Source organism: Paraburkholderia sp. BR14374 (genome assembly GCF_040948685.1).
Classification (GTDB): Bacteria; Pseudomonadota; Gammaproteobacteria; order Burkholderiales; family Burkholderiaceae; genus Paraburkholderia; species Paraburkholderia youngii.
This window is the reverse complement of record NZ_JBFPKF010000015.1, coordinates 153,604-170,027: the sequence shown is the minus strand read 5'-3', so window position 1 is coordinate 170,027 and position 16,424 is coordinate 153,604. Positions and strand designations below refer to the sequence as shown.

The 16,424-nt window shown below is 64.6% G+C and carries 12 protein-coding genes; 7 read left to right on the top strand and 5 right to left on the bottom strand.

Annotated features, from left to right (window positions below; translation table 11 throughout):
- Positions 1 to 28: 28 nt before the first annotated feature.
- The 4 genes from dctA to AB3X86_RS28080 are packed head-to-tail and all read right to left on the bottom strand — an operon-like array spanning position 29 to position 3,081.
- Positions 29 to 1,336, bottom strand: a complete 1,308-nt coding sequence (dctA, locus tag AB3X86_RS28095) for a C4-dicarboxylate transporter DctA (protein WP_368598532.1) — start codon at positions 1,334 to 1,336, stop codon at positions 29 to 31.
- Positions 1,333 to 2,301 carry a LysR family transcriptional regulator gene (locus AB3X86_RS28090; RefSeq protein ID WP_176119987.1) on the bottom strand — a complete coding sequence of 323 codons (969 nt, stop codon included), beginning with the start codon at positions 2,299 to 2,301 and terminating at the stop codon, positions 1,333 to 1,335. The genes dctA and AB3X86_RS28090 overlap by 4 nt, the downstream gene beginning before the upstream one ends.
- A 57-nt stretch (positions 2,302 to 2,358) precedes the next feature.
- A complete protein-coding gene (locus tag AB3X86_RS28085) occupies positions 2,359 to 2,766 on the bottom strand; it encodes a GFA family protein (RefSeq protein ID WP_368598531.1) in 408 nt (135 codons plus the stop codon).
- 30 nt (positions 2,767 to 2,796) lie between these two features.
- The gene (locus AB3X86_RS28080) at positions 2,797 to 3,081 is read right to left on the bottom strand and encodes a hypothetical protein (protein ID WP_176108854.1); all 285 of its coding nucleotides are present in this window, start codon (positions 3,079 to 3,081) and stop codon (positions 2,797 to 2,799) included.
- Positions 3,082 to 3,165: 84 nt separating this feature from the next.
- On the opposite strand from AB3X86_RS28080, the gene imuA reads away from it, so the two are divergent.
- The 7 genes from imuA (at position 3,166) to AB3X86_RS28045 (ending at position 14,852) form a co-directional block, all read left to right on the top strand.
- Positions 3,166 to 3,873, top strand: a complete 708-nt coding sequence (gene imuA, locus AB3X86_RS28075; protein WP_026228047.1) for a translesion DNA synthesis-associated protein ImuA — start codon at positions 3,166 to 3,168, stop codon at positions 3,871 to 3,873.
- Positions 3,803 to 5,272 carry a DNA polymerase Y family protein gene (locus AB3X86_RS28070; protein WP_368598530.1) on the top strand — a complete coding sequence of 490 codons (1,470 nt, stop codon included), beginning with the start codon at positions 3,803 to 3,805 and terminating at the stop codon, positions 5,270 to 5,272. The genes imuA and AB3X86_RS28070 overlap by 71 nt, the downstream gene beginning before the upstream one ends.
- A 32-nt stretch (positions 5,273 to 5,304) precedes the next feature.
- Entirely contained in the window at positions 5,305 to 8,454 is a 3,150-nt protein-coding gene (locus AB3X86_RS28065) for an error-prone DNA polymerase (protein ID WP_368598529.1), read from the top strand.
- Positions 8,455 to 8,502: 48 nt separating this feature from the next.
- Positions 8,503 to 9,462, top strand: a complete 960-nt coding sequence (locus AB3X86_RS28060) for an SOS response-associated peptidase family protein (protein WP_368598528.1) — start codon at positions 8,503 to 8,505, stop codon at positions 9,460 to 9,462.
- Between the two features lie 286 nt (positions 9,463 to 9,748).
- Entirely contained in the window at positions 9,749 to 12,244 is a 2,496-nt protein-coding gene (locus tag AB3X86_RS28055) for a glycogen/starch/alpha-glucan phosphorylase (protein ID WP_368598527.1), read from the top strand.
- The gene (gene glgX, locus AB3X86_RS28050; RefSeq protein WP_368598526.1) at positions 12,234 to 14,330 is read left to right on the top strand and encodes a glycogen debranching protein GlgX; all 2,097 of its coding nucleotides are present in this window, start codon (positions 12,234 to 12,236) and stop codon (positions 14,328 to 14,330) included. The genes AB3X86_RS28055 and glgX overlap by 11 nt, the downstream gene beginning before the upstream one ends.
- A 54-nt stretch (positions 14,331 to 14,384) precedes the next feature.
- Positions 14,385 to 14,852 (top strand): nuclear transport factor 2 family protein, encoded by a 468-nt coding sequence (locus AB3X86_RS28045; RefSeq protein WP_368598525.1) that lies wholly within the window; start codon positions 14,385 to 14,387, stop codon positions 14,850 to 14,852.
- Positions 14,853 to 14,891: 39 nt separating this feature from the next.
- Here the strand turns inward: AB3X86_RS28045 and AB3X86_RS28040 are convergent, their stop codons facing one another.
- Positions 14,892 to 16,346: a DUF2252 domain-containing protein gene (locus tag AB3X86_RS28040; protein WP_368598524.1), complete on the bottom strand. Its 1,455-nt coding sequence runs from the start codon at positions 16,344 to 16,346 to the stop codon at positions 14,892 to 14,894.
- Between the last annotated feature and the right edge of the window lie 78 nt (positions 16,347 to 16,424).

Sequence of the window (16,424 nt, the reverse complement as noted above, 5' to 3'; positions counted from 1 at the left end):
GAAAGGCTTGTCTCAGCCAGCATTCCCGTCACCGCAAGGCGTCTGTCGCGGGATCATTCGCGACGTCCGGGCGGACTGGCTCGGTCGCCCTGAGCATCTGTGCGAGACGTGCTCGATCGCACGCGCCTTCCCACATCGAAACGAAGATCACTGCGCACGCGTTGCTGATGACACTCGTCAGCGCGCGCGCCTCGGACATGAAGCGGTCGATGCCCACCAGCAGCGCCGCCCCGGCAACCGGCAAGTCCGGAATCACCGTGAGCGTAGCGACGAGCGCGACCAGCCCGCTGCCGGACACGCCGGCCGCGCCCTTGGAAGTGAGCAGCATGACGGCGAGCATCGTCGCGGTCTGAGACGCGGATAGCGGCACATCGCACGCCTGAGCGATGAACATCGAGGCGAGCGTCAGATAGATCGCAGTGCCGTCCAGATTGAACGAATAGCCCGCGGGCAGCACGAGCCCGACGACGCCCTTGTCGCAACCGAGCGCCTCCAGCTTCCCGATCAAACGCGGCAGCACCGGCTCCGTCGACGATGTCGCGAGAACGATGAGCAATTCCTCGCGCATGTAGCGCAGGAGTCGCCAAAGCGCGAAACCGTGCAGCCGCGCGAGCGGCGCGAGCACCAGCGCAACGAACATCACGCATGCGACGTAGAACGACACCATCAGCATGCCGAGCGAGCCGACCGAGCGGATGCCGAAGCGGCCCACCGTGAACGCCATCGCGCCGAACGCTCCGAGCGGAGCGAGCCGCATGATCATCGCGAGGACGCGAAACAGGATCTGGGCGACGCCGTCGATGAGCGCCAGCACGGGCCGGCCGGCCTGCGGATATGAATTCAGAGAGAAGCCGAACAGCAGCGAGAGCAGCAGCACCGGCAGCACCTCGCCCTTCTCGAAGGCCCCGAGCATCGTCTCCGGGATCACGCTCAATCCGAACGCCACAAGTCCGCCCGCCTGCGCGTGCTTCGTATATTGCGCGAGGATGCTCGAATCGAGATGATGTACGTCGATGTGCATGCCCGCGCCAGGTCGCAGCACGAACGCGATGCCGAGTCCGAACACGAGCGCGACGGCCGTCAGGCAATAAAAAAGCGCCAGCGCCCGGATGATCGTGCGTCCGATGGCCTTCCCGCTGGCGAGCGACGTAATGCCCGAGACGATCGTGCAGAAGACGATCGGCGCGACCATCATTCGCACGAGCCCGAGAAACGCGTCGCTGAGCGGCTTGAGCTGCGCGCCCGCTGCCGGCCAGAAATGGCCGAGGATCATGCCGAGCACCATGGCCAGCAGGACTTGCACATAGAGCGGTCGAAGCGGTCTTGCCAACCTCACGATGCGGTCTTCCTTCCTGTCTTGACTGTCGCCGTTACGTTATTGCCCACGGCATCACCGCTTGCGGCTCCGGCGCGCTTCATCTCGATGATCGTCCGATGAAACTCCTGGGCGGCCGGTGTGAGCGGCCGTCCGCGCCGTCTTACGATTCCCACGCGTCGTCTCACCACCGGTTCGACGAGCGGCACGCTCGTGAGGATGGGGTGGTCATGTCCGGGCATGGCCATCGACGGCACGGCGGCGACGCCGAGCCCCGCTTCGATCAACCCGAGCATGGTCGTCACGTGTCGCGTCTCGCAGACGCTCGGCGCACGTGGCGCGACGCTCGAGAGCGCCTGGTCGAGCAACAGACGGTTGCCGGAAGTCTTGTCGACCGAGACGTAATCGTGCTCGTAAAGCTCGGTCCAGGTCACGCGCTTCTTGCGTGCGAGGGGATGATCGCGGCGGCAAGCAGCAACAAACCGCTCTTGCAGCAGGACTTTGAACTCGATCTCGGACTCTTGACTGCCCATGAAGCTCACGCCGAAATCAGCCTCGCCGCTGATGACGGCGCCAAGCACCTCGTTGGCGCTCGCATCCAGAAGCTTGACCCGGATGCGTGGAAAGCGGCGATGGTAGCTCGCGATGACGCTCGGCAGAAAGTAGTACGCCACCGATGGCACGCACGCGATAGTCACATGACCCAGGCGGCTCGATGAAACATCGCGAATGCCGAGCAGTGCGACGTCAAGGTCATCCAGCAGTTGTTCCGCGCTCGGGGCGAACACGCGGCCGACAGTTGTGAGTGTGACGCTACGCGTGGTTCGCTCGAAGAGACGCACGCCGAGCGCTTCCTCGAGCTTGTCGATCCGACGACTCAAGGCCGGTTGGGAAATGCTCACCGCCTCGGCGGCCTTGCGGAAGCTGCCCAGTTCCACCACCGCGCGAAACGCCTGCAAGTCGTTCAAGTCGAAGTTGACGCCCACGACCGGTCTCCGCATCTTGGAAACCGATTATTTTGCATTATTCAGGAGGCGCAGCGATCAAAGATGCTGCGTTTGCTCGGGGGGATTGCCCCAGTCATTGTGCAACCCATCCCGATAGATCACGGGCGCACTCAACGCCGCATCGAGATCGAGTTCATCGATGCACATGATATTGACGTTGATATACGGATACCCCGTGCCGTTCGGCATATCGATCCGATCGAATACATGGACCCCGCAGCGCCGGCAGAACGGATGATGCGCGACCGCATTTTTCCCCTGATATTCGCTGAGCGCGGCTTCGTCCGAAAGCAGACGAAAGTCCTCGCGGCGAACCTGCACGTGCCAGAATCGCAGCCTGCTGCAATAACTGCAATTGCATTTCGACGTGCCCTTGTCGAAATCGATGCGAGCCTCGAACTTCACGAATTGGCAATGGCAGCTTCCGAGGTACGTGCGCAGCATGGGGTTCTCCGAGGTTGAGGGCCGCTGCAATTATGGACGGCACGACTTCGCGCTGCCAACGCACGAGCCGTCGCAACCCTCGCAGTAGTGGCGGTCGCGCACCGCGCGATCCACACGCCAGACGTTAGCCTCGGCCGGCCGCGCCGTTCCCACCGAGCGGCCGTTTTCCCGCGCATGAAAGCTCGGCTCGCCCGCCTTGCCGCGGCGAATCGCTTCATCGATGCCCGGCTCGCCGAACGCCGCCTTCAGTTCGGCCACGAACGCCGCGATCTCGGGCATCGGATGCCCGGCCGGCTTGCGCACTCGCATGTCCATTCATCCGCTCCCGAAAAAAGTGCCTATTCGCCATATCTTAAAAACGATGTAGGATACTGTATATCCATACAGGTATTTTCGCAAATGACAACCGCCCTGCCAGCACCGGAAGCCATTCACCCGTCCTTGTGGCGGGCGTCCCAGCTTGGCGCTGGCCGCGGCCGCAGCGTTGATACCGGCTATCCGGCCCTGTCGGCGGAATTGCCCGGCGGCGGCTGGCCGCTCGGCGCGCTGGTCGATCTGCTGGTGCAGCAGGCCGGCGTCGGCGAACTGCGGCTGTTGCAGCCGGCGCTCAGCGCCGTCGGCGAGCGTCCGGTCGCCTTCGTGCAGCCGCCGCACACGCCGGACGGCCTCGGGCTCAACTACATCGGCCTGTCGCTGCAGCAGGTGCTGCGCATCAACGCGCCGAAAACCGCCGACGCGCTGTGGTCCGCCGAGCAAATCCTGCGCGCCGGCAGTTGCGGCGCGCTGATCTTCTGGGCGCAATACGCGCAGGCGTCGTCGCTGCGCCGCCTGCATCTGGCCGCGCAGTCGTCGGAGACGCTGTTCATCATGGTGCGGCCGCTCGCCACCGCGCAGGACGCGTCGCCCGCGCTGCTGCGGCTCGCGCTCAGGCCATCGGCCGAGGGTCTCACCATCGACATCGTGAAACGACGAGGGCCCGCTCGCGCAGAGCCCCTGTCGATTCCCCTTCAACCCACCCCCGTTCTGCTTTCCCGACATGCGCGTCTTTCTCGCCGTTCATCTGCCAAAGTTGCCGCTCGAGGTCTTCAGACCGAAGTGGTCGCCTGAGCCCGCGCATGGCTGCGCGGTGCTGGAGAAAGACAAGGTGGTCATGGCCGATCCCGCCGCGCGCTCGGCGGGCGTGCGTGCGGGCATGAAGCGCGGCGGCGTGCTGACGCTGTCGCCGGAAACCGAGATGTACGAGCGCGACAGCGGCCGCGAGGCGGCGGCTCATCGCGAGGTGGGGATCGCGCTGATGCGCTTCTCGCCCGAAGTCGCGCTGCTCGATGAGGCGACGGTGATCGTCGAGATCGGCGCGAGTCTGCGGCTCTTCGGCGGCCTGCTCGCGCTGTGCCGCGACGCCAAGGCCATCCTCGAGGCGCTCGGCTTCACCGCGCGCATCAGTGCCGCGCCGACCGGCCAGGGCGCGTGGCTGCTCGCGAAGTTCGGCAACCGCCGCGTGCTGAAGCTCGCCTCGCTCGAACAGCGCCTCTCAGCGCTGCCGATGCTCGCCGTGCCCGAAGTCCGCCCGTTCGCCGACTGGTTCACGGGCCTCGGCTGCGAGCGCATCGCCGATCTGCGCCGCCTGCCCCGCGCCGGCTTGCAGCGCCGCTGCGGCGAACATCTGCTCGACTCGCTCGACCGCGCGTTCGGGACCGCGCCCGAACTGTTCGACTGGCTCGAACTGCCGCCCACGTTCTCGGCGCGCATCGAGATGCCGGACCGGCTCGAACACGCGGATGGCGCGGTGTTCGGCGCACAGCGGCTCGTCGTGCAACTGTGCGGATGGCTGTGCGCGAAGCAGCTTGCGGTCAGCGGCATTCGCCTGTCGCTCGAACACGAGCGCGGACGCAATGCGATCGAGCCGACCACGATCGACATCGCGCTCGGCGAGCCGACCTGGCGCGAAGAACATCTGATGCGGCTGCTGAAGGAACGGCTGCATCGCATCGAGCTCGCCGCGCCCGTGATTGCGTTGCGGCTCGACGCATCGAACGTCGAGTCGGCCGCGCCCGCGTCCGCGACGCTGTTTCCCGAACCGGGCGGCTCGCAGGAAGACCACGAGCGGCTGCTCGAACTGCTGGTCGCGCGGCTCGGCGAAGAGAACGTGCTGAAACCCGCGCCGAGTGCCGATCATCGCCCGGAGATCGCGAACCGCTGGCTGCCGGTGTCGCAGCCGGTCAAGCCCGGACCGCTGCCGCAGAATCTGCCGCGCCCGACGTGGATGCTCGACACGCCCGTGCGTCTGTTGATGCGCCAGCACCGTCCGTTCTATGGCTCGCCGTTGCGCATGGTGTCGCCGGGCGAGCGTATCGAGAGCGGCTGGTTCGACGGCGAGCTCGTCACGCGCGATTACTTCGTCGCGCAGGCGGACGACCAGAGCTGCTACTGGATCTACCGCGAACGCGTGAGCAGCCGCGACGCGGAAGAAGAGCAACGCTGGTTCCTTCATGGCCTGTTCGGCTGACAGGCGCGGCTGATATGCGCGGATGAACGGCCATGGACACCACCTTCACGATGCTGCCGGCGTATGCCGAGCTGTTCTGCTTTTCCAACTTCACGTTTCTGCGCGGTGCGTCGCACGCTGAGGAACTGGCCGAGCGTGCCGCGCAACTCGGCTACTCCGCGCTCGCGATCACCGACGAATGCTCGCTCGCGGGAGTCGTGCGCGCGCATGTCGCGGCGAAGGAAGCGAAGCTGCCGTTCATCGTCGGTTCGTATTTCCGGCTCGTCAATGCCGATGGTTCGCCGGCCTTCGGCCTGATCCTGCTCGCCCGCAACCGCAACGGCTACGGCAATCTGTCCGAGCTGATCACGCTCGCGCGCATGCGCGCGCCCAAGGGCGAATACCGGCTCACGCCGCAGGATCTGTCGCGGCCGGAGAAGGAATATCGCCACCTGCTCGGCATGCCCGACTGCCTCGCGATTCTGGTGCCGGATTTCCCGGCCAGCGAAGACGCGCTCGACGCGCAGGTCGAATGGCTCGACGAAACCTTCACCGGCCGCGCATGGGTCGGTCTCGTGCTGCATCAGCGCGCGATGGACGACATGCATCGCGGCGCGGTCGAATTCGTCGCGAAGAGCCGCGACGTGCCCGTCGTCGCGCTCGGCGAAGTCGTGATGCACGTGCGCTCGCGCAAGCCGCTGCAAGACACGATGACCGCGATCCGGGTCGGCAAGCCGGTCCATGAGTGCGGCTATGATCTCGCGCCGAACGCCGAGCAGCATCTGCGCTCGCGGTTGCGCCTCGCCAACCTGTACCCGGAAGACGCGCTGGCCGCGACGGTCGACATCATGAGCCGCTGCACGTTTTCGCTCGATGAGCTGCGCTACGAGTATCCCGACGAGCTGGTGCCGGCCGGCCATACGCCGGCCTCGTATCTTCGCCAGGAGACCTATATCGGCGCGCAGCGGCGTTTTCCGGCGGGGATTCCGCATCACGTGCAGCAGCAGATCGAGCACGAACTCGAACTGATCGCGGACCTGCAGTACGAGCCGTATTTCCTGACCGTCTACGACATCGTCCGCTTCGCGCGCAGCCAGCACATTCTGTGTCAGGGGCGCGGCTCGGCCGCGAACTCGGCGGTCTGCTACTGCCTCGGCGTGACCGAAGTGGACCCGGCGCGCGGCAACATGCTGTTCGAGCGCTTCATCAGCAAGGAGCGCGGCGAGCCGCCCGATATCGACGTCGACTTCGAGCACCAGCGGCGCGAAGAAGTGATCCAGTACATCTATCGCAAGTACGGCCGCGACCGGGCCGCGATCGCGGCGGCGGTGTCGACCTATCGTCCGCGTGGCGCGCTGCGGGAAACCGGCAAGGCGCTCGGCGTCGATCCGCAGATCGTCGATGCGGTCGCGAAGTCGCATCACTGGTTCGATGGCCGCCAAGATCTGCTCGCGCGCTTCGCGGAATCCGGCCTCGATCCGGACAAGCCGCTGATTCAGGCCTGGGCGAAGCTCGCCGCGCAGCTGCTGAACTTTCCGCGCCATCTGTCGCAGCATTCGGGCGGCTTCGTGATCAGCCGCGGCAAGCTCACGCGGCTCGTGCCGGTGGAAAACGCGGCGATGGCCGACCGCTCGGTGATCGAGTGGGACAAGGACGATCTCGAATCATTGGGCTTGCTGAAGGTCGACGTGCTCGCGCTCGGCATGCTGTCCGCGATCCGGCGCACGCTCGACCTCGTTTCGGAACAGCGCGGCGAACGTTTCGAAATGCAGGACATTCCGTCTGAAGATCCCGCGACCTACGCGATGATTTCAGCCGCCGATACGGTCGGCGTGTTCCAGATCGAATCGCGCGCGCAGATGAGCATGCTGCCGCGCATGCGGCCACAGACGTTCTACGACCTCGTGATCGAAGTCGCGATCGTGCGGCCGGGTCCGATTCAGGGCGGCGCCGTGCATCCGTACCTGCAGCGCCGCCAGGGCTTCGAGCCCGTCACCTATCCGAGCGACGCGTTGAAGACCGCGCTGGGCCGCACGCTCGGCGTGCCGATCTTCCAGGAGCAGGTGATGCAGGTGGCGATTCTCGCGGCCGGCTTCACCGCCGGCGAAGCCGACCAGCTGCGGCGCGCGATGGCCGCGTGGAAACGCAAGGGCGGACTCGAAAAATACTATGACCGCATCGTGCTCGGCATGCAGGAGCGCGGCTACGATGAGGCCTTCGCCGAGGCGATCTTCGAGCAGATCAAGGGCTTCGGTGAATATGGCTTCCCCGAAAGTCACGCGGCCAGTTTCGCGCTGCTCGTCTATGCGAGCAGCTGGCTCAAGTGTCACGAACCCGAGGCCTTTCTCGCCGCGATGCTGAACAGCCAGCCGATGGGCTTCTATTCGCCGTCGCAACTGGTGCAGGATGCGCAGCGGCACGGCGTCACGGTGTTGCCGGTCGATGTGACGGTGAGCGGCTGGGACTCCTCGCTCGAACCGCGTGCGGGCGCGCCCCGCCCCGCCGTGCGGCTCGGTCTTTCGCTGCTGCGCGGCATGAAGGACGGCGCCGCCGAACGGATCGAGAACGCGCGCGCGGTTCGTCCGTTCGCGAGCGTCAACGATCTCGCGCGCCGCGCGCAGCTCGACCGCAAAGACCTGCATGCGCTCGCGGATGCGAATGCGTTGGCAGCGCTCGCGGGAAACCGCCGCGAAGCGCTGTGGCAGTCGGTCGCCGCGGTGCCGGACAAGGACATGCTCGCGGCCGCGGCGACTCAGGACGAAACGCCCGAACTGGGCGCACCGAGCGAAGCGCACGACATCGTCGCCGACTACCGCTCGCTCGGCCTGACGCTGAACCGCCATCCGCTGGAACTGCTCAGGCCGCAATTGCTCGCGAACCGGCTGATGCCGGCCGCGACGCTGCGGACCTATCGCGACGGCCGCCTCGCGCGCGCCTGCGGACTCGTGACGGTGCGTCAGCGACCTGGCACGGCCAAGGGCGTCGTATTCGTCACGCTCGAAGACGAGACGGGCAACGTCAACGTGATCATCTGGCCGGGCCTGCTCGAAAAACAGCGCAAGGAAGCGTTAGGCGCCACGCTGCTCGCCGTGTACGGCACGTGGCAGTGTCAGGGAGAAGTACGGCACCTCGTCGCGCAGAGGCTCGTCGATATGTCCCATCTGCTGGGCAAGTTGCAAACGACGAGCAGAAACTTCTGCTGACGCGAGCGCGCGAATGCGTATCATCGGAACAGCAAACGGAGGGCATCCATGTGCTATTCGGCTCAGATCGTGGCGGACTACCGGCGCTACGTTCGCATGTTCGGCGCGCAGATGAGCATCGAGGAATTCGCGCGGCTTTTCTTCGAACGCGCGCAAGACAATCAGGCGAAGATTCCCAAAGCGATGGAAGACGCCTTCTCGGAACCGCAGTCCGACGCGCAACGGGAAGTCTGGGCGCTAATCGAACGCTTCCGGTCGCAGCAGACCGTGAAGCTCGAACAGGAACTGTTCAAACAGCGCACCCGCTTCGCCGATGCCGAGCGCTCCTTGCAGACCAAAGTCACCAAGGCGGCGACCGAGAGCCAACGGATCGCCAAAGACAAGATCGACCGCACGCTCGAACGGCTCGACGACCTCCGCCGCGTCGATCCCAAAGCAGCCGACTCGCGCATCTTTCCAGGCTACTACGCGCCGGTACTGGTGATGGAAAACGGCCAGCGCGTCGTCAAGCCGATGCGCTATCAGTGCCGCCTCGCCGGCAAGCCCGCATCGCACGACACCCGCTATCCGGGCACGTACAACGCTCGTCGGGACAGTCTCGAAGGTTTCTGGAAAACGCTATTCGGCTACTCGCATGGACTCGTGCTGGCCAGTTCGTTCTATGAGAACGTATCGCGCGCGCGGATGGAAGGCCGTGAACTGGCGCCCGGCGACAAAGATGAAAATGTCCGGCTGGAGTTCAGCCCCAACCCGCCCCACGACATGCTGGTCGCATGCTTATGGTCACGCTGGAGCGGCAAAGGCGAGCCCGATCTATTGTCCTTCGCGGCCATCACCGATGATCCGCCACCCGAGGTTGCCGCCGCCGGCCATGATCGCTGCATCATTCCGATCAAGCCCGAGCATATCGACGCGTGGTTGAATCCCGATCCGCACGATCTGGCAGCGCTGTACGCGATTCTCGACGATCGGGACCGGCCGTTCTACGAACATCGGATCGCGGCCTGAATACAACATGCGGTTTTCCAGCCCGCGCAATACGATGCCGGATCATCCTTGCAATCTTCGCGCAGTAACATATTCTGCGTTATGAATCTTCGTCGGCTGGCAAAAATACCCGGTCGCAGAGGTTCGCGAACAGGTGCGATCCGGACCCCGTCGATCATCGAAGCGCCTGCGCAACGCGCCCACCGCCTGCACCATGCGCATACGCACGCCACGGACCGCGCCGAGGTCGCCGACTGGGTCTGGCCCTTCTGAACCTCACGCGCAGCACGCACCGGGGGAAAGCTCCATGGACGACGCTCCCACCACGACCACGCCGCAAAGCATGGATGCGGCGCGCACCGGCCTGAGCGCCGCCGCGCTGCAGCGCGGCGTGCTCGACAATCTGCTGTGCCTGCTCGGCCGCTATCCGGCCATCGCTTCGCCGCACGACTGGTACATGGCGCTCGCCTACAGTGTGCGCGACCGCATGCTGGCGCGCTGGGCCGCCTCCGTCCAGACCTACGCCGTCAGCGATTCGCGCGTAGCCTGCTACCTTTCCGCCGAATTCCTGATCGGCCCGCAACTCGGCAACAACCTCGCCAACCTCGACATCGAGGCCAACGCGCGTGAAGCGCTGGCCTCGCTCGGCGTCGACCTCGATACGCTGCTCGAGATCGAGGAGGAACCGGGGCTCGGTAATGGCGGGCTGGGCCGGCTCGCGGCCTGCTATCTGGATTCGCTCGCGACGCTGGAAATCCCGGCCATCGGCTATGGCATCCGCTACGAGTTCGGCATCTTCGACCAGCAAATTCGCGACGGCTGGCAGGTCGAAACCACCGACAAGTGGCTGCAAAGAGGCAATCCGTGGGAGATCGTGCGCGCCGAGGTGGCGTACTACGTCGGGTTCGGCGGCAGCACGCACAACGAGACCGACGCACGCGGGCACCTGCGTGTGCGCTGGACCCCCACGCGGCAGATCAAAGGCGTAGCGTGCGACATCCCGATGCTGGGCTATCGCGTCAACACCTGCAACACCTTGCGGCTGTGGAAAAGCGAAGCGGTCGAGTCGTTCGACCTGCAAGACTTCAACGCCGGCGACTATTACGAGGCCGTCAACGAAAAGGTCATCTCCGAGACGCTGTCGAAAGTGCTGTATCCGAACGACGAGCCCGAGATCGGCAAGCGCCTGCGTCTCGCGCAGCAATACTTCTTCGTGTCGTGCTCGCTGCAGGACATGCTGCGGCTGCTCGAAATCAAGGGCGAACCGCTCGGACACTTCGCGGATCTGTTCAACGTGCAGCTGAACGACACGCACCCGTCGATCGCGGTCGCCGAGCTGATGCGTCTGCTGGTGGACGACAAGGAGCTGCCGTGGGACGAGGCCTGGGACATCACGCGGCGCGCGCTCGCGTACACCAATCACACGCTGCTGCCCGAGGCGCTCGAAACCTGGGGGCTGCCGCTGATGCGCAACCTGCTGCCGCGCCTGCTCGAAATCATCTACGAGATCAACCGGCGTTTCCTCGACGAGGTCCGGCAACGCTTTCCGGGCGATGAAGCGCGCCTCGCACGCATGTCGCTGATCGACGAGCGCGGAGACAAGCTCGTGCGCATGGCGCATCTGGCGACCGTCGGCGCCCACGCGATCAACGGCGTGGCCGAACTGCATTCCGGGCTGCTCAAGCAGACCGTGCTGCGGGACTTCGCCGAATTGTGGCCCGAGCGGTTTCACAACGTCACGAACGGCGTCACGCCGCGCCGTTTCATGCTGCTTTGCAATCCGGGGCTCGCGCGGCTGCTCGACGAGACCGTCGGCGCTGGCTGGGTCACGGATCTGGCGCGATTGCGCAAGCTCGAAGCCTATGCCGACGACGCCGCGTTCCAGCAGCGTTGGCGCAGCGTGAAGCAGTCGAACAAGGCGGTGCTCGCCGAGCATATTCGCCGCGTCACGGGCATCGGCGTCGATACTGCCGCGCTGTTCGACGTGCAGGTCAAGCGCATCCACGAATACAAGCGGCAGCATCTGAACGCGTTGCTGATCGTCACACTGTACCGGCGCCTGCTGCGCGATCCGCAACTCGCGCTGACGCCGCGCTGTTTCGTCTTCGGCGGCAAGGCCGCGCCCGGCTATGTGATGGCCAAGCTGATCATCCGTTTGATCAACGGCATCGCCGAAGTGGTGAATAGCGACCCGGTGGTAAACGGCCGGCTGAAGGTCGTGTTCTATCCGGACTTCAACGTGAAGAATGCCCACTTCATGTACCCCGCCGCCGATGTCTCCGAGCAGATTTCGACGGCCGGCAAGGAGGCGTCTGGCACCGGCAACATGAAGTTCATGATGAACGGCGCGCTGACGATCGGCACGCTCGACGGCGCCAACGTCGAAATCCGCGAAGAAGTCGGCGACGAAAACTTCTTCCTGTTCGGCCTGACCGCCGACGAAGTGGCAGGAGTGAAGCGCGCGGGTTATCACCCCGCGGACTACGTGAAGGACAACGCGGAACTGGGCGAAGTGCTGCAACTGATCGCCGACGGTCATTTTTCGCGCGGCGACCGTGAAATGTTCCGCCCGCTCATCGACAATCTGCTGCACGCGGACCCGTTTCTCGTGCTCGCCGATTACGCCGCTTACGTGGCGCGTCAGGACGACGTCAGCGCCGCCTGGCAGGACACGCGGCGCTGGACCCGCATGTCGATCCTGAACACCGCGCGCTCGGGCAAGTTTTCCTCCGACCGGGCCATCGGCGAATACTGCAAGAAGATCTGGAGGATCTGCCCGATAAGGATCACCCTTGACCAATGACCCTGAAACGGCATTGCTGCGTGCTCACGCGATTCGCCCCGGCTCGCGGTTTCCGACGGGCGTCAGCGCGGTGCCCGGGGGCATCAATTTCTGCATCTTCTGCCGCCACGCGACGCGCGTCGAGCTATTGCTGTACGAGGCCGCGGACAGCCCCGAGCCGTTTCAGATCATCCCTCTCTGTACCGATGAGAATCGAACCTTCTTCTTCTGGCACGTGATGGTGGAAGGACTGCCGTTCGGCACGCACTACACGTGGCGAGTGGATGGTCCGCGCGATACGCAGTCCGGCGGCTTCGCGTTCGATCCCGAACGCGAACTCCTCGATCCGTATGCCCGCGCGGTCAGCGACGTTCTGTGGACACGGCGTGGGGCCCGCAACCCGAACCCCGCCGCGCACGCCACGCACCGCGCGATCGTGACGGAACCGCTGCACGCGCCCCCCAACCGTATCTCGCGCGGCCTCGACAACGCGATCATCTACGAGTTGCACGTGGGCGGCTTCACGCGTCATCCGTCGAGCGGCGTCCAGCATCCCGGCACCTTCGCCGGCCTGGTCGAGAAGATTCCGTATCTCACGCAACTCGGCGTGACCCACGTCGAGCTGCTGCCGGTGATGGCCTTCGACGAGCAGGACGTTCCGCCCGGGACGGCAGCCCTCGGCCTGATCAACTACTGGGGCTACAGCACGCATAGCTTCTACAGCCCGCATCCTCGCTACTGCCTGGACCCCGCGCGCGCGCCGCAGGAGTTTCGCGCGCTCACCGACGCGATGCACGCCGCGGGCATCGCGGTGCTGCTCGACGTCGTGTTCAACCATACGGCGGAAGCCGGCGAGACGGGGCCCGTCATCAACTTCAAGGGCCTCGTCAACGATATTTTCTACCACCTCGACGAGACCGACCGGCGTCGCTATCGGGACTACACCGGCTGCGGCAACACGGTCAACTGCAACCATCCGCTGGTGACGGCGTTTATCGTTCATTGCCTCGAATACTGGGTGGAGGAACTGGGCGTCGACGGGTTCCGCTTCGATCTGGCGAGTGTCTTCGCGCGCGACCAGCACGGCGAGCTGATGGCCGATCCACCGCTGCCCTGGGCGATGGAGTCTTCGCGTGTGCTTGCGCACGTGCCGTTGATCGCGGAAGCGTGGGACGCCGCCGGCATGTACCAGGTGGGCGCCTTTCCCGGCATGGCGTGGGCCGAGTGGAACGGCCGCTATCGGGACGTGATTCGCCGTTTCGTGCGCGGCGACCCGGGCCTGATCGGGGAGGTCGCCACCTGCATCGCGGGCAGTTCGGACCTGTATGCGGACGGCGGCAGGCTGCCCGACAACAGCATCAACTTCGTCACGTGCCACGACGGTTTCACGCTGATCGATCTGGTGAGCTACGAGACGAAACTCAACGAGGTCAATGGCGACGGGAATCGCGACGGCAGCTCCAATAACCTGTCGTGGAACTGCGGGACCGAGGGCGAGACCTCCGACCCGACGATTCTCGCGCTGCGGCTGCGCCAGGCGCGCAACTTGATGGCCATTCTGTTTCTGAGCCAGGGCGTGCCGATGATGCTCGCCGGCGACGAGGTGCTGCGCAGCCAGCGCGGCAACAACAACGCCTATTGTCAGGACAACGCGCTCAGCTGGTTCGACTGGACACCCACTGAAACCGGCTCGGCCATGTCGCGCTTCGTGCGTGAATTGATTGCGCTGCACATGCGCCACGCAAGTTTGCGCCGGCAGAACTTCCTGACCGGCCGGCCATCGCCCGGGCAAACGCGGCCGGATGTGGCATGGCATGGCGAGCGCCTGAACGAGCCCGGCTGGCACGATGCCGGCGCGCGGCTTCTCGCCGTCACGCTGGGCGGCGAAAAGCCGGGCGAGCCGGCACTGCACATGGTGTTCAACATGAGCGATTGCGCGCGCACGGTCGAGTTGCCCGCGCCAGACGCGCGGCACTGGCGGCGCATCGTCGATACCGCGCGCGACAGTCCGCATGACATCGTGCAAGTTGCGCAGCAGGGCGTCATCGAAAGCGAGCAATGTCGCGTGGAAGCGCGCAGTGTCGTGGTCCTCGAAGAAGCGAGCTGAAGTTACCCAAATCACCCGGTCTGTCATCCTCTAATGTCGATCGCGGAGGGCATCATGAGAATCAGCGTATATGGGCCGTCCGTCGTCCTCGCGATGGGTGCGCTCGTGGTGCATGGCAGCGCATTCGCGAGGTCCGAAACCTGCCATCCCGCGTCGGAGAAGCAGATTTCCGCACTGTTCGATCGCTGGAACGACTCGCTGAAAACCGGCGACCCGCAGAAGGTCGTGGCGAACTACGCACCGAACTCGATCCTGCTGCCGACCGTCTCGAACAAGCCGCGTTTGACCGCCGACGAAAAGCTCGACTATTTCAAACACTTCCTCGAAAACAAACCGGTCGGCACGATCGACTTCCGCGACATCATGATCGAATGTAATACGGCGATCGACTCGGGGCTCTATACGTTCAAGTTCGCGGACGGCTCGGTCGTCAAGGCGCGCTATACGTTCACCTACGCGTGGAATGGACACAACTGGCTGATTACCAGCCATCATTCGTCGAAAATGCCGGAAGGCAATTAGGCGATGTGGTTGAGAAGAAATCAGGCTGGGACTTGAACCTCATTCACGAATGGCCTGAATACGTCCCGCCTTGACTGCCGCTTTCAAAACCGTCCAGTCCGCCTCATTCTGCTCCGCATAAGCGAGCGCGAATTGCACGACGGCTTCGTCGAATGCCTCCGACTTGCCGACATATCCGCTGAGCAATGCGGGGTCGCCTGCTTTCGCCATCGAATGCGCCAGCGCGTGAGCGCAGGACACCGCATATTCCCCCAGATCTTCGACGTCGAACGTGGTGAAGTCGAACGCCCCCTTCATGTCGCGCAATTGCCGCACATAGAAGTCGTTGCCGGTGTGATGCATCTTCGACCAGCCGAGGAAAATGTCGCTGGCCGACTGCAGCAGACGCTGCCCGTTCACCACGCGCTGGCCGTGATTGGCATAGCGGCTCGGCGGCAGATACTCCTCCAGCACGGAAGCCCGCGCCTCCTTGAGTTGCAGGAACAGCGGGCACTCTCCGTCGGCCATGAAGAGCGTCTCGTAGCAACGCGTTCCCACCGAGCCGATGCCCACCACGCGAATGGCGATATCCACCAGCTCATAGCGATCGAACAGTGCGCGCCTGTCATCGGGAAGCGTCAGCCGATAGTCGGCGAAAAAGCGCCGTACCAGCGTTTGGTACTGTTTCTGGTCGTGCTTGCTCTCGAGCGGGACGTGGTACACGAGCGGGGGCGAGTCCTTGATGCGCAGCTTGCCGTTGACCATCTCGGTTGCGCGAGTCAGCACGGAACGTGATGACTGCTGCCTCGCCTTTTCGATGACGGCCAGTTCTTTCCGTCTTTCCTCCACCGAATCGGCAATCGCCAGCATGCTCGCTGCCTTGAACTGGCAATACCAGACGTCGAGCGTGTCCATGCTGCTCAATCCGGCGAGCCGTTGCCGGAAGGTCTCGCAGAGCCGGCGTACCACGGCGCGCTGGTCGCGAATCGTAAAGCCTCGTTCGCGCGCGGCAATCACGAACGAAGCGGCGAGCCTGCGCACGTCCCAGTCGAACGGACCCGGCAGGGTTTCGTCGAAGTCGTTTGGCCCGAAAAGAATGCGCCGTTCCGGACTCGCGAACAGTCCGAAATTAGCGAGATGCGCATCGCCGCCCAATTGCACGCTCACGTTGGAATGAGGCAGCTTCGATAGGTCGTGCGCCATCAGCGGCGCGGCACCCCGATAGAACGCGAACGGACTCGCGACCATCCGACCGTAGCGGATCGGTATCAGCTCCGGCACGCGGCCCACGTTGGACGCATCGAGCAGAGCGATGGGATCGCGATCGACGATCTTGCAGATTCCCAGCTCCGCGCGCGGCGCCTTCTTGCGCGCCGCCTTGCCCTGCTCCATGCGCGCGGCCAGCGAGCCACGCCCGGCGAACAGCATGGACGGATCTTCCTGTGCCGCCAGCGTCTTCGGAGCGGCGCGATCCGTGGCGGGTTGGATGGACTTCTCAGCAGCGGAATCAGACACGCGTCACTCCTTGTTCGAATCGGGATCAAGCGGCCCTGTCATGTCACTTCCCTTCCCGTCACTTCACTTTGCCTTGCT

Coding starts and splice junctions, on each gene's coding strand:
- AB3X86_RS28055 (WP_368598527.1), top strand. CDS start 9,749: ATGGACGACGCTCCCACCACGACCACGCCGCAAAGCATGGATGCGGCG.
- imuA (WP_026228047.1), top strand. CDS start 3,166: ATGACAACCGCCCTGCCAGCACCGGAAGCCATTCACCCGTCCTTGTGG.
- AB3X86_RS28065 (WP_368598529.1), top strand. CDS start 5,305: ATGGACACCACCTTCACGATGCTGCCGGCGTATGCCGAGCTGTTCTGC.
- AB3X86_RS28080 (WP_176108854.1), bottom strand. CDS start 3,081: ATGGACATGCGAGTGCGCAAGCCGGCCGGGCATCCGATGCCCGAGATC.
- AB3X86_RS28085 (WP_368598531.1), bottom strand. CDS start 2,766: ATGCTGCGCACGTACCTCGGAAGCTGCCATTGCCAATTCGTGAAGTTC.
- AB3X86_RS28045 (WP_368598525.1), top strand. CDS start 14,385: ATGAGAATCAGCGTATATGGGCCGTCCGTCGTCCTCGCGATGGGTGCG.
- AB3X86_RS28060 (WP_368598528.1), top strand. CDS start 8,503: ATGTGCTATTCGGCTCAGATCGTGGCGGACTACCGGCGCTACGTTCGC.
- AB3X86_RS28070 (WP_368598530.1), top strand. CDS start 3,803: ATGCGCGTCTTTCTCGCCGTTCATCTGCCAAAGTTGCCGCTCGAGGTC.